Origin of the sequence: Lamprobacter sp., from assembly GCF_034860625.1 — a bacterium.
In the GTDB taxonomy this organism is placed as follows: domain Bacteria; phylum Pseudomonadota; class Gammaproteobacteria; order Chromatiales; family Chromatiaceae; genus Lamprobacter.
This window is the reverse complement of record NZ_JAYESN010000017.1, coordinates 15577-28911: the sequence shown is the minus strand read 5'-3', so window position 1 is coordinate 28911 and position 13335 is coordinate 15577. Positions and strand designations below refer to the sequence as shown.

General features: G+C 61.4%; 12 protein-coding genes. 4 read left to right on the top strand and 8 right to left on the bottom strand.

Going from position 1 to position 13335, the window contains the following annotated elements; all coding sequences use genetic code 11:
• Nucleotides 1-4 precede the first annotated feature (4 nt).
• From VBE63_RS06550 to VBE63_RS06540, 3 genes are all read right to left on the bottom strand, one after another.
• The gene (locus tag VBE63_RS06550; RefSeq protein WP_323682204.1) at nucleotides 5-775 is read right to left on the bottom strand and encodes a TatD family hydrolase; all 771 of its coding nucleotides are present in this window, start codon (nucleotides 773-775) and stop codon (nucleotides 5-7) included.
• A 17-nt stretch (nucleotides 776-792) separates the two neighbouring features.
• Complete coding sequence (locus tag VBE63_RS06545; RefSeq protein ID WP_323682203.1) at nucleotides 793-1542, bottom strand: NYN domain-containing protein; 750 nt, start codon at nucleotides 1540-1542, stop codon at nucleotides 793-795.
• A gap of 111 nt (nucleotides 1543-1653) precedes the next feature.
• Nucleotides 1654-2181, bottom strand: a complete 528-nt coding sequence (locus VBE63_RS06540; RefSeq protein WP_323682202.1) for a DUF2058 domain-containing protein — start codon at nucleotides 2179-2181, stop codon at nucleotides 1654-1656.
• A 331-nt stretch (nucleotides 2182-2512) separates the two neighbouring features.
• Here VBE63_RS06540 and VBE63_RS06535 point away from each other — a divergent pair, with 331 nt between their 5' ends.
• The 3 genes from VBE63_RS06535 to VBE63_RS06525 all read left to right on the top strand — a co-directional run bounded on the left by VBE63_RS06535 (nucleotide 2513) and on the right by VBE63_RS06525 (nucleotide 5522).
• Nucleotides 2513-3031: an OmpH family outer membrane protein gene (locus VBE63_RS06535; RefSeq protein WP_323682201.1), complete on the top strand. Its 519-nt coding sequence runs from the start codon at nucleotides 2513-2515 to the stop codon at nucleotides 3029-3031.
• 237 nt (nucleotides 3032-3268) lie between these two features.
• Nucleotides 3269-3505, top strand: a complete 237-nt coding sequence (locus tag VBE63_RS06530) for a YdcH family protein (protein ID WP_323682200.1) — start codon at nucleotides 3269-3271, stop codon at nucleotides 3503-3505.
• Between the two features lie 184 nt (nucleotides 3506-3689).
• A complete protein-coding gene (locus tag VBE63_RS06525) occupies nucleotides 3690-5522 on the top strand; it encodes an ABC transporter transmembrane domain-containing protein (protein WP_323682199.1) in 1833 nt (610 codons plus the stop codon).
• Here the strand turns inward: VBE63_RS06525 and VBE63_RS06520 are convergent.
• From VBE63_RS06520 to ppc, 4 genes are all read right to left on the bottom strand, one after another.
• Nucleotides 5504-6496 (bottom strand): amino acid ABC transporter substrate-binding protein, encoded by a 993-nt coding sequence (locus VBE63_RS06520; protein WP_323682198.1) that lies wholly within the window; start codon nucleotides 6494-6496, stop codon nucleotides 5504-5506. The genes VBE63_RS06525 and VBE63_RS06520 overlap by 19 nt on opposite strands.
• The gene (locus VBE63_RS06515; protein ID WP_323682197.1) at nucleotides 6489-6980 is read right to left on the bottom strand and encodes a PH domain-containing protein; all 492 of its coding nucleotides are present in this window, start codon (nucleotides 6978-6980) and stop codon (nucleotides 6489-6491) included. The genes VBE63_RS06520 and VBE63_RS06515 overlap by 8 nt, the downstream gene beginning before the upstream one ends.
• A 262-nt stretch (nucleotides 6981-7242) precedes the next feature.
• On the bottom strand, nucleotides 7243-7824 hold the full coding sequence (locus VBE63_RS06510) for a hypothetical protein (protein WP_323682196.1): 582 nt from the start codon (nucleotides 7822-7824) through the stop codon (nucleotides 7243-7245).
• 35 nt (nucleotides 7825-7859) lie between these two features.
• On the bottom strand, nucleotides 7860-10655 hold the full coding sequence (ppc, locus tag VBE63_RS06505) for a phosphoenolpyruvate carboxylase (RefSeq protein ID WP_323682195.1): 2796 nt from the start codon (nucleotides 10653-10655) through the stop codon (nucleotides 7860-7862).
• Between the two features lie 413 nt (nucleotides 10656-11068).
• Here ppc and VBE63_RS06500 point away from each other — a divergent pair, with 413 nt between their 5' ends.
• A complete protein-coding gene (locus VBE63_RS06500; RefSeq protein WP_323682194.1) occupies nucleotides 11069-11911 on the top strand; it encodes a dienelactone hydrolase family protein in 843 nt (280 codons plus the stop codon).
• A gap of 122 nt (nucleotides 11912-12033) precedes the next feature.
• Here the strand turns inward: VBE63_RS06500 and pstS are convergent, their stop codons facing one another.
• Nucleotides 12034-13152, bottom strand: a complete 1119-nt coding sequence (pstS, locus tag VBE63_RS06495; protein WP_323682193.1) for a phosphate ABC transporter substrate-binding protein PstS — start codon at nucleotides 13150-13152, stop codon at nucleotides 12034-12036.
• Nucleotides 13153-13335: the final 183 nt, after the last annotated feature.

The window sequence follows — 13335 nt, the reverse complement described above, 5'->3', positions numbered from 1 at the left end:
GGTCCTAGTCAGCGCTGAGCCGCAGGCATCGACGAGCATTGGCTGTGGTCTGAGCGGCAAGCCTGGCGGCTGATGTCTCACGCACGGCCGCTAGCGCGGTCAAGACCTCGGGGAGGTAGGCAGGACTGTTGCGCTGATACTGATGGGAGGCGACGCTGAGATCAGGCGCATCGGTCTCGAGCACAAGCGCCTCCAATGGCAGATCGGCGGCCAAGCGGCGCAGCCGGCTCGAGCGCTCGAAGGTCAGCATGCCGCCAAAACCAAGGCAAAAGCCCAGCTCGATATAGCGTTGCGCCTGCTGCAAGCTGCCATTAAACGCATGCGCAACGCCACCAATGACCGGCGTCTCCGCCAACAACCCTAGCATCTCCTCATGCGCCTTACGCACATGCAAGAGCACCGGCAGCCGCACCGCTCGGGCAATGGCAAGCTGGGCGCGGCAGAGCGCCAACTGCCCATCGCGATCGGCGTCTTTAGCATGGAAGTCGAGCCCGATCTCGCCAATGGCAACCGGCTTAGCGCTTGCCACAGCCTGCTCTAGCGCGAGCAAGTCGCTCTCTTGATGGCGGTCGAGATAGACCGGATGCAGCCCAAGCGCCGGATAGAGCCCAGCATCGCTCGCACAGAGCCGTAGTAGCTGATCCCAGCCCGCCGCATCCACACCCGGCACGACAATCGACCTCACCCCAGCGGCACGGGCAGCGGCCAAAACCTCGGCGCGATCGGCGTCGAAGGCCTCGACATCAAGGTGGCAATGGGTATCAATCAGGGTCATCAGCTGCTCGCGCCCGCTCAATCGCCCTCGTTCGCGCGCGCCTCGCGGATGTAGTAATGCTTGCTCGGCCCATCACCAATCAACCGCGCCTGCACCTCGAACAGTTTGGTCGCCTTGATCAACTCGCTGAGCTTGGCGTAGCCATAGCTGCGCTGATCGAACTGCGGCGCCCGCTTGTTGATGGTGCTGCCAACGCTGGAGAGCTCGGCCCAGCCGTCGTCATCGGCCCTATCTTCCACCGCTCGCCGCATCAGGGTCACCAGCCGCCCATCCGCGCGCAATTCCTTGGTACCGAGCCGTTTCGGTGACTTGGTGGTTGCATCCTCGCCCTTGAGCAGTTCGGTGAAGATAAACTTATCACAGGCGGCGACGAAGGCGTCTGGGGTCTTCTGCTCGCCGAAACCGTAAACCCGCAGACCTGACTCACGTATCCTTGCCGCCAGTGGGGTGAAGTCACTATCGCTTGAGACCAGACAGAAGCCATCGAAGCCGCCGCTGTGCAGCAGATCCATGGCATCGATGACCATCGCCGCATCGGTCGCGTTCTTGCCCTTGGTGTAGGCGAACTGCTGACGTGGCTGGATGCTATGCCGCAGCAGCACATCCTTCCAACCGCCGAGATTCGGACGGGTCCAATCGCCGTAGATGCGCTTAACCTGCGCCGTGCCGTAGTTCGCGACCTCCTCGAGCAGGCCGTCGATCACGGATGCCTGAGCATTGTCGGCATCGATCAGCACGGCGAGACGCTTCTCAGTGGTTTCCGCCATCCAATGTCGGCTCCAAGGTTAAGGCTCCAAGATGAAAAAGAGCGGGAAAGGACCAGGAATAAGACCGCAAACAGGGCCAAACAACAGCCCCGTTCAGGGCGCCTCCATCCATCACCAGATCAGATCATCAGGCACCTTGTAGTCGGCGTACTCGTCCTCAGCCTCTTCCAGCTCAGGGCGATTCTGCACCAGCACCAAGTCCGGCTCGACGCTCGCGAGACGCTCAGCAACGGCCGCCGGCACCAATTCGTAGAAATCATCATGGCGCACGATGGCGAGGCTGCCAGCAGCCAGGTCGCGATGTTGGGCCGCACTGACGTAGAGCCGCTTTAACGCCTTACCATCGGTGAAATTGTAGGCGGTATCGCCCGCCGAACGCGCGATCCGGTTATCCCGTACCAGCTGCCAGAGCGCAATTTGCTCGGCCTTGCGCTTCGCCTCCTCGTCGCGCTGGCGATTCAGCTCCTGATCACGCTTACGCTTCTCGGCGGCAGCCTGGGCCGCCTGCTCGCGCTGAGCCGCATCCGGGGGCGGGGTGCCAGAACGCTTTTGCTTGCGTTTCTTAGATTTGGTACTCCGGAGCTGCTGTTCGCTCGCGAGTCCGGCCTTCACCAGTTGGTCCTGTAAGGAACCTGCCATGCGCTCCAACCTCCGGCACTGCGGGCACTGCGCCCGTCAGCAGCAAGACAACAATGAAGATGAGAATTGTACCGCCTGCGAACAGTTTCCGCGCCTACCACTCACCCATCAGCCACATCGGGACCTCATGGCGGTACCGAGCGCTCGCGTTCAGGGTCATCTCGGGCCAGCATCACGGCGGACGACAGGGTTGTGATGCGCCAAGCGGTATACAATCAGACGCTACATCGGTGGCCTCCAGTCTGACTGGAAGCCCCGCGGTCAGTCACTCAGTCACTCAGTCAATCCATCCATTCGTCCGGCTCTCAATCAAGCCTTTAGGAGCTCAGCCATGATCCATCGCTTAGTCGTCTTCGCGCTTTTGATTGCAATCCCCTTGGTCCTCTCCACCTCGGCCTTGGCCAGCGAGATCGGTTATGTCGACATGCAGCGGGTCTTGGAGGAAAGCAAGCTCGGCAAGGTGGCCCAGGCCAATCTGCAAGAGCGCTTCGGTGACGAGCAGCGGAGCTTCGCCGAAGAAGAGGCGGCCATTCGCCAGCTGCAACAGACCCTTGAGCGCGACAAACCCCTGATGAGCAGCGCCCAGGTGGAAAAGACAGAGGAAGAGATCCTCAGTCGGATCAAACAGTTTGAACAGGACTTCGCGAAGATCCAACAGCAGCTGGCGCAGGCTCAGCAGCAGGAGGGCCAGAAGATCCTCAAGCCCGCCCGAGATGCGGTGATCAGCGTCGCCAAGAAGCGCAAGATCGACGTCGTCTTCGAGGCGAACCAGGCGGGTATCGTCTATCTCGACGAGGGCGGCGACCTCACTGACGCAGTAATCAAGGCCATGGATGCCAGTACACCATAAGCGAGCGCCCTAAAACGCGGCCAAGCGACGCCAAACTTGATTAAGATTCCTGCAGTTTTGCTAACTCAGATCAGGTTTTTCCGCCCCTGCCGAGGGCAGTTCATGACCGCTGGTTTACAATTCTGAGGACGGCCTTATGCGTGTTGGCAAACGCCCCGCCGCGGCCCGTCCATCAACCGTTCAATACGACATCTGCATCGCCATTGAGGCGCTGCCGTTCCGGAGGTTCAGAAGCCGATGCTTGGAGAAATTCACGATGCGCTGCATGAGTTTCCGGGGCTCGAAGGCAAGATCGACGAGATGCGCACGAGCGACTCTGCCTTTGCCGAGCTCATGGATTCTTATGACACACTGGATGCGAAGGTTCGCAAGCTCGAGGAGCTCGGCACCCCCGTTGCCGACGAGACCATCGAGGACCTGAAAAAGGAACGCTTGCTGCTCAAGGATAAGCTCTACGACCTACTCCGGGACTAACCCCCAGAGCCGCGTCAGCAGACGGGTAGCGTTTTTTTCACGCTTAGATCCCCCCGCACCCTGACCTCGCCCGCCGCGTCCGCAGATGAGCAAACGCTAAAGGCCGCGGCGGCCTTGCTTGATCCGAAGCCCATTGCCTACGCCGAACGCGCCAGGCACCGCCTCGAGCCAGGGATAGCCGCCCATGCGATCCTCTTCATCCTCAGCTGATGCCTTAGATCGGCCACGCAGTCGCCGTTTGCGACCACTACTCCGCTTACTCGGCTTCGGACGCCCCTATCTTGGTCGTCTGCTGCTTGCCGTCGCGGCGCTGCTGTTTGCCGCCGGCGCGCTATTGGCCTTTGGTCAGGTGATTCGCCATGTGGTCGATAGCGGCTTGGCCAATGGCTCGCCAGCCTCACTGAACCACGCCTTGCTGCTGTTCTTAGTGGTCGTGGTGCTGTTAAGCATCGCCGTCGGGCTGCGAAGCTGGCTGCTGAATTGGCTCGGCGAGCGCATCGTCGCCGACGTCCGCCGAGCGGTGTTTGAACGTGCCTTGGCGCTGAATGTCGGCTTCTTTGAGACCACGCGCACCGGCGAGGTCATCTCGCGGCTGACCAGCGACACGGCCCTGCTGCAGACCGTGGTCGGCTCCACCTTCGCCATGGGCCTGCGCAGCGCCCTGCTCACCATCGGCAGCCTGGTCATGTTGGCCATCACTAGCCCGCAGCTCACCAAGCTGGTCCTGCTCGGTGTCCCTTTGGTGCTGCTTCCGGCCTGGTTCCTCGGCCATCGGGTGCGTCGGCTCTCGCGGCTCAGCCAAGACCGGATTGGCGATGTCGGCGCCTATGTCGACGAAAGCCTGCACGGCATTCGCACCGTCCAAGCCTTCTGTCACGAGCCAATCGATCGCGCGCGTTACGGAGCGCGCGTCGAGGAGGCCTTCAATACCGCGATGCAACGCTCACTGGCCAGCGCGCTGCTCAGCACCCTGGTCACCCTGCTGACCTTCGGCGCGATTGGCGTCGTGCTCTGGTTTGGTGGCCGCGAGGTCTTGGCCGGGCGGCTCACCGGAGGCGAACTCTCCGCCTTCCTCTTCTATGCCATCTTAGTCGCCGGCAATGTTGGCGCCCTCTCCGACATCGCCGGACAGTTGTTGCGTGGGGCGGGCGCTGCGGAGCGGTTGATGGAACTACTCGAGACCGAGCCCGCGATCACGCCACCAGCCAACCCCAGGCCACTGCCAACGCCAGTACGCGGCCAGGTCAGTGCCGAGCGCCTGAGCTTTACCTATCCTTCACGGCCCGAGCATCCCGCCCTCGCCGAGATTGACCTTGAGATCGCGCCAGGCGAACAGGTTGCGCTCGTCGGCCCTTCCGGAGCCGGCAAGTCGACGCTCTTCCACCTCCTGCTGCGCTTTTATGATCCGCAGCAGGGGGTACTGCGGCTCGACGGCATCGACCTGCGCGAGATGGAGCCCGCCGACTTCCGCCGCCAGATCGTGATCGTCCCGCAAGACCCGGTGATCTTCGGCGCCGACGCGCTGGAGAACATTCGCTACGGGCTCAAAGCCGATGACGCCGCCGTGGAGGCCGCAGCCCGGGCCGCACACGCCCATGAGTTCATCCAGCGGCTACCCGATGGCTATCAGACCTTCCTCGGCGAGCGCGGTGTGCGCCTGTCTGGCGGCGAGCGCCAGCGCATCGCCATCGCGCGGGCCATCCTGCGCGACCCTGCCGTGTTGCTGCTCGACGAGGCCACCAGTGCCCTCGACGCCGAGAGCGAGCGCCTGGTCCAAGATGCGCTCGAGCACCTGATGCAAGGACGCACCAGCATCGTCATCGCGCACCGCTTGGCAACGGTCCGCAATGCCGACCGTATCCTGGTCTTGGATCAAGGCCGCATCCTCGCCAGCGGTCGACACGAACAGCTCCTTGCCGACGCCGGCCTCTATGCGCGGTTGGCGGCCTTGCAGTTTCAAGCCGTCGAGGGCATCAGCCAGCATCCAGAACGCGGTGTTCAGTCGACAAAGCCGTAGATGAAATAGATGGTTTCGAGCAACCGCGTCGGCGCCGAGTCCTCGCCAAACCAACGCTGGAAGATCTGATCGATCTCGCCGCTGCGATAGACCTCAGCGAGACCCCGATTCACCTCCAGCCTGAAGTCAGCATCGTTACGCGGCAACGCAAACGCATAGGGTTCGACCGAAAAATAGGCATCGACGATGGCAAATGCCTCGGCCTTGCCGGTCTCCGCGACCTGGCCAACCAACACCAAGCGGTCGCCAGCCACCGCGTCCAACTCATCGGCCAACAGGCGCTCACGCCCGTCCTGGGCATCACGGATCGGGACCAGCTCCAGTTCGATCCCGCGTTCGATCAGTGCCGGGCGCAAGCGGCGCTCCGTAGTCGTCTCTGGCACTACACCAACCTTGCGACCAGCGAGATCGTCCAGTCCGCGCAGACCGCGATCACTTTTGACCAGGATGCCGCCAGACTCAACGAAGACGATGTTGGAGAAATCGACCTGACGCTGCCGAGCCAGGCTCATGGTGGTGGTCCCGCATTCGATATCCGCCTCGCCATTGGCAACAGCAGCCACTCGGCGCGGGGTGTTTCCCTCGATCCAGGCGATCTCGAGCGCATCAAGGCCAAGCGACGCTTGCACTGCAGTGACGATATGCCGGCAGAGATCGACGGAATAACCGCGAGGAACGCCTTGGGCATCTTTAAATGAGATCGGATAGGCCGTTGGCGAGTATGCGATGCGGATAGCCTCCGCCGCCTTGATCCGATCCAGCGCGCCTGTGTCTGCACACGCTGTGCGACAGGTGAATAAGATCAGGGCAGCGGCGATGAGTCGCCACATTGACTGCAGTCGCCGCGAGCGGTTTTGCTGGCCCTCCTCGGCTGCCGACTGAACCTGCCTCAATCGCAGGCGGACACCCAAGACGGCATCCAGGCTTGAGGCAGGCAGGGGCGAGGCTGGCGGAAGCGCTGTCAACTCAGTCATCCCCAGCGCTGTATCGCTTGATGTGCTGACGAATCTCTTGCGGGCGGGGCAGCCCGCGAATCGTCAGCTCCGGCGCATCACCTGCCGTAAAGATCTGCAGGTTGCCGGCTCCAACGATACGCTGGAACAGCGACTGTTCGATGCGCACCGTGCGTACGGACGTCATGTTGATCTCGGTGTACTCCTTGCTCAGCAGACCGTGGGTCCAAACCAACTCACGCTCGTAGATCTCGAGCTGATCCATCAGCGTTGTTAGCCACCAGCGCAAGAGCTGGAAGCACCCGATCAGGAGCAGCCCGTAGCCTAGCCAACGGATCTGGAATTCTTCTGGCAATTGCACCGGTTGCGTCGGCTCTGGGAGGAAGGGGATAGCATCGGTCACCGCGATGACCACACCGAGCAGCACCAACATCCAAGCGATAAGGGCACCGAACGGGTGCGAGCGCCAGACTGACGGATTCGCCTTGTAAAGCAGCTCAGACATCGTATGGCTCCTTGGACCAAAAGGGGGACCGATAGCGCTCGAAACGCGAGCATCAGCGTCGTCCGATCCGTTCAGACTGATCAGTGCCGCCAGCTCTTCAGTGACACTGCTGCGGCGCACGCCTTATTGCGGGCTGATAGTATCAGCATAACGCCTCAAAACGGCAATCGACACCCGCTGTGTCGCTGGGAGAAGGTGTTCGATGAACCGCGATTCTGTAGCGAGTTGATGCCTCTCGCTGCCGGCGGTGACGCTAAAGGACTCAGCTACAGAAGGCCCTCAAGCCGGCGAGATCGAGCACGACCCCAGGCCCCTCGTGCTTGGATAGATCCCGATAACGATCGAGGCGGCTTGAGTCAGGGTCGGAACTGTAGCTGAAGCCAATGCAGGACCAAGGGGGTGGTGGCTGCATCCAACTGCCATCAGCGTTCCGCATGTGGCTCCGATCACTGCGAAAGTCTTGCAGATACGCTGCCCTGGGAATCAGCCGAAACAGCGGTTGCAGTGGCGTTGGCCAATCGTCGGCCTGCGGGAAGCTGCGATCCAGCCAGCTACTTGCCGCCACCGGGAGCGAAAGTCTCGAGTCCAGATCCCAGATGCGCCGCTCAGCATCGAGTCCGACGCAATGGTAGTCCCACCAAGCGACGCCATCGGCATCAGCAGCTCGCTGCTCGGCAATCGGGCACAGGCCGCAGGGACTGGCGATGAAGATCACCTGCTCCAGGCACACAGCGGGCGGCGGCTCGGCGCACAGCCACCAGATATTCTCTTCACAATAGAACGGCTGGTAGCGAAGCCGATCGGGCAATGCATCAGCCGACTTGCCGGGCAATTGATCATTCATGGAGGGGGATGCGGGTGCAATGCGCTACTCAGCGCTCAACCGGTGTTGCGCATGCCCGCCGCAATCGCGTTGATCGAGCGCAGCAACGGGTCCAGCCACTCTTTCCGGCTCTCTTCGCTCGGCTCGTTCCGATAGCGCTCGAGCAGGGTGATCTGGATATGATTCAAGGGGTCCAGATAACTATTGCGTCGTGCCAGCGAGAGCTGCAACTCGGGCGTCTCTTCCATCACCGCATGCAGGCCAGCCACATTCAGCACCTGGGTCAGGGTGCGCTGATACTCATCGGCAATCGCCCGATAGATCGCCTCGCCACGCGCCTGATCCGGCATCAACTGCGCGTATTCATGCGCGATTTGCATCTCGGCCTTGAACAGCGACATCTGGGTGTTGCTCAAGATAGCGCGGAAGAACGGCCATTCCTGATACATCCGCTGCAGCTTGGCCAGGCGTTCCAGATCGCCTTGGCGCCATTGCTCGATCGCGCTGCCGATGCCAAACCAGGCTGGCAGGGTATGCCGCGCCTGCGCCCAGCCGAAGACCCAGGGAATCGCGCGGATCGAACTCAGCGAGCGATCGGCCTTCTTCCGATGCGAGGGCCGCGAGCCGATGTTGAGCAGCGCGATCGCATCGACCGGAGTCGCCTCATAGAAATAGTCCAACAGTCCGGGCGTGTCGCAGATCAGACCGCGGTAATGCGCCTCGCCGAGCCGCGCTAGCTCTTCCATGATGCCGAGATAATCCTTGCGCGGCTTGATCGGCGGCTCGATCACGCAACGGCTTGCCTTCATCAGGCCGCTGATGCCCATGGTCAGCTCATAGAGCGCGGTCTCCGGGTTGGCGTAGCGGTAGGACAGCACCTCACCCTGCTCGGTGAACTTGATCTGACCGTGCACGGTGTCTTCCGGCTGCGACAGGATCGCCTCATGGGTCGGGCCGCCCCCACGACCGATGGTGCCGCCGCGACCATGGAACAGCCGGCACTTGACGCCCCGCCCCTCGGCCAGCGCGATGATCTTCTCTTGCGCCTCATACAGGTTCCAGGCCGAGGCCAGGATGCCGCCGTCCTTGCAGGAGTCCGAGTAGCCGAGCATCACCTCCTGCAGATTACCGGAGGCTTTGAGCAATGCCGCATAGGTCGGGTTGTCGAACAACGCCGACATCACCGCGTCGATCTTCGCCAGGTCCTCGATGGTCTCGAACAGCGGCGAGATGCGCAGATGGCAGAACCAACCGTCCGGGGTCTGTCCGGCGAGCCCGGCCAGGCGCGCCAGCAGCATCACCTCCATCACATGACTGGCGCTGTGGGTCATCGAGATCACGTAGGCGCCGAACACCTGCTCGCTGATCTCGGCGCGCATCCGCGCCATCGACTCGAAGACCTCCAGCGTCTCGCGGGTCTCAGGCGTTAGCGTGCCCTTGTCGATGTGGAACGGATGTGGATGGCCGATCGCCTCGGCCAGCGCCAGCAGCTTCTGCTCCTCGCTGAAGGCATGATAGAGCGGTGCGCCGGGCTGGCGCGCGAACAGCTCGATCACCGCCTCGGTGTGGCGCGTCGACTCCTGGCGCACATCCAGATGCACCAGATGGAAGCCAAAGGTCTCGACCAGGCGCAGCAGATCCTTCAACTCGCCATCGGCGGCATTGGCGTCGCCATGGCTGATCAGCGAGTCGCGGATCAGGTAGAGGTCATCGAGCAGCTCGCCCTCGTGCGCGTAGCCTTCGGGCAGGATCTCCGGGCTTTGGTCATCCTCGATGCGCGCTCGCACCCGCGCCAGCGTGGTCTCCAATCGATGCCGAACGATGAACAGCTTGCGCCGATAGGGCTCGTGGAAATAGCGCCGATGGGTCTGGCGCATGGTGTGCAGCCAGTAGTCCTCATCGTCATCCAGGGCGTCCAGAAACGGCGTCGAGGGCTGCACCAGCAGGCTCGAATGGCTGAGGATGCGGGTCAGCCGTCGCACCCGCCTGATGTACTCCTCAAGCACCAACTCGCAGTGCATGCGCACCGCCAGCTCGGTGGTCTCTGGCTTCACATAAGGATTGCCATCGCGATCACCGCCGATCCAAGAGCCGAAGCCAACGAAGCTCGGCACCAGCACACCGCTGTCGCTGCCGTACAGGCGGCGCACCGCCCGCTCTAGATTGCGATAGACCTGCGGCAAGGTCTCGAACAGGGACTCACGAAAGAAGTACAACCCTTGGCGCACCTCATCGGTCACCTGCGGCTTGTGCACCCGCACTTCATCGGTCTTCCAAAGCACCTGAATCTCGCTGAGGATCTGGCCCAGGCGATCCTGTTGCTCTTCTTCATTGAGCTTGTGCCGGTGCAGATCGAGGGCCGCCAGAAAGATGCGTCGATGGGTCTCCAGCGTCGTCCGCCGCTTGGCCTCGGTGGGGTGCGCGGTGAACACCGGCAGATAGGCCAACTCGTTCAATAATCGCTGCAGACCTGCCGCATCAACACCGTCTTCATGGAACTGGCGCAAGCTGTGATCGAACGAGCCGCGCCAGAGCCGACCGCCAGCGCTGACCAGTGAGCGCCGATGCAGATAGGCGTGCACATCCTCGACCAGATGCGCCAGGCTGAAATAGATGGTGTAGGCGCGGATCACCTCCGCGAGGGTCTGCGAGTCGAGCCCGTTGATACGCTTCATCAGCTTCGCGCGTAGCTCAGGGTCGTCCTCATCACGAAGCTTCAGAAAGCCCTCGCGTAAGCGCTCAACCACCACGAGCACGCGTTTACGGCTGTGCTCGCGTAGCACCTCGCCGAGCAAGCTAGCGAAAAGCGCGATGTCGCGCTCGGAACCGGACGGGGGCTGGGTGTCGTTCATCGCGATACGGCTTATTGACGGGGGATCTTATGGACGGGGAGCAGGGAGAGACCGATAGGCGCCTTCAATCGCAAGAGAACCTGAGAGGGGCCAGCGCTGCAATCTGGAGTCTAACCCGGTACCCCTGGGATGGGAAACCGACCCAAGCCGAATTCAGCGATCACAAACCGGCGATCGCCGGCCACTTGCTGAGGATCACCGGCCCCTTGCTGAGCACCCTGACCATCTGCGCCCTGGCCTAAGACGTCGCGCTCATCAGGCCATTTCAGTGTTGCCCCAAGGAGCCCAAAACTCAGCAGGCAAGGACTCAAAGACTTGTCGGCAGATACCCGTTACCTCTATGTTCTTAACGACTCTGTTCTTGATGATTCAGTTCGCAAGCCTTCCGCGCCATCACTACCGAGGACATTTCGATGCCTAAGCTAAGCCTGCCTAACCCTGCCTGCACCCCTGCCTGTACGCTTGCCGACACCCCTGCGTTCTCCTCTGCGCTGGTCTTGGCAGCTTGCCTCGTCGCCGGCACCGCCCAAGCTGAGATTCAATCAAAGCCTATCCGCTATGAAGACGAGGGGGTGCCGCTCACCGGGCATCTGTATTGGGACGACGCGATCGAGGGCAATCGCCCTGGCATCCTGGTGATCCATGAGTGGTGGGGACTCAACGATTACGCCAAGCAACGCGCACGCATGCTCGCCGAGTTGGGCTACATTGCCTTCGCAGCCGATATGTACGGCAAGGATCAAGTCACCGATCAGCCGGCACAGGCCCAGGAGTGGATGCAAGAAGTGACCGTCGATCCCGAGCTCTGGCGCCAGCGCGCTAATGCCGGACTGGCGCAATTGAAGGCCGCCGCAGATGTCGATGCAGACCAGATGGCCGCGATCGGCTACTGCTTCGGCGGTGGCACCGTCCTACAAATGGCTTACGGCGGCGCCGATCTCGCGGGCATCGTCAGCTTTCACGGCTCGTTTCCCGCCGCTCCTGAAGAGAGTATTGGCAAGATCAAGCCCGAAATCCTGATCCTGCACGGTCAGGCCGATAGCTTTGTCGCACCAGAGGTTGTCAGCAACTTCCAAGACAAGCTCGAAGAGGCCGGCGCCAATTGGGAGATGGACATCTATGGCGGCGCGCGCCACGGCTTCACCAATCCCAACGCCGGCGACTATGGCCTCGAGAACCTGCAGCATGATCCGCAGGCCGATGCGCGCTCTTGGCAGCGGATGCAGAGCTTCTTCGATGAGATCTTTTCCGACTAACGCGTTTGCCGACTATCGCCTTTTCGGAAAACCCGAGACCGAGTTGCCAATGTGATCAGGATATCCCTTTTGGCAGCTCGGGGTTGCTTTCGCACGAGAGATCCCATCTTGAGCTCTCTGCTTTAATCTGCGTCATCTGCGGTTAACAGGCTCTTTTTAGGACCACCCACGCGATCTTCCAGAACATTGAGCGCCGCTTGGACCATGTTCTCGGGCAGCGGTACATAGCCAAGCGCCTCGGCGTCTTGCTGACCATCGGTTAGTATCCAGCGCAGGAGAGCTTTCACCTCTGCGGTTTTGCTTTGGGTGTCGTAAGCTGTGCTTGCCAGTGCCCATGTGTAGGTGACAATCGGGTAGGAGCGCGCGCCCTTTGGATCGGGGATGGTGCGCGTCAGATCACTGGGCGGCGTATCGGTGCCGTCGGCCAATCCACGGCGCCCAGTCTCGACACTGGGTAGTACGAAACCGCCAGCCTCGTTTTCCAGCCAGGCGATCGACAGCCCAAGGCGCTGGGCAAACCCAGCCTCGACATAACCGATCGAGCCTTGGGTGATCTTGATCCGCTGCGCAACACCTTCGTTACCCGTGGCCTCCATGGCGCCTCCCGGCCAGTCGATGCGCTTGCCGACGCCAGGGCCGTTTGCCCAGTCGTCACTGATCGCGGCCAAGTGATGCGTGAAGGCAAAGGTCGTACCGCTAGAGTCACGGCGCCCGACAACCTGGATCAGCCGAGGCGGCAGCTTCATGCCAGGATTGGCGGCGGCAATCCGGGGATCATCCCAACGGAAGGCCTGGCCGAGGAAGATTTCGGTGTAAACATCGCGCGGCAGATTCAGCGGGCCCGGATAGTCTGGCAGGTTGTAGGCGATGGCGATCATGCCCCCGGTTACGGGTAATTGGACAAATTCACCCTCGGCCTGCTCAACCTCATCGGCATTTAAGGGTGCATCGGTGGTCCCAATATCAGCGCTGCCAGCGAGAAAACGCTCAATACCGGCACCGCTGCCGATCGAGTCATAGCTAAGACTGAGTGCGGTATGCTCGGCGCCGTAGACACTAAACCATTGATTGAAGATTGGCGCGGCAAATGAAGAGCCTGCAGCCAGGATGGTATTGTCTGGCACAGGTTGAGCCGGCTCAGTCGCTGTCACGCTCTGCTCGGCTTCGCACCCGCCTAGCATGATAGAGAGACTGACAATGACCGACAGACTAAAGGTTGCCAATGGGGTGGATCGATGCATGGATATCTCCGGAATACAGTCAGATCTCTGCAGATTTTTCTAGTCTACCGACTGAAGTCGTTTCTCCGGATGACGAAATCATGACCGAATCATGATGGCTTTGGATGCTGCAGCCTGTTCTTGTGCATTTTGGACACAGACTGTCAGCTGTTCGCGGCCTAGCCTGAGCGATGCCCGTCAACC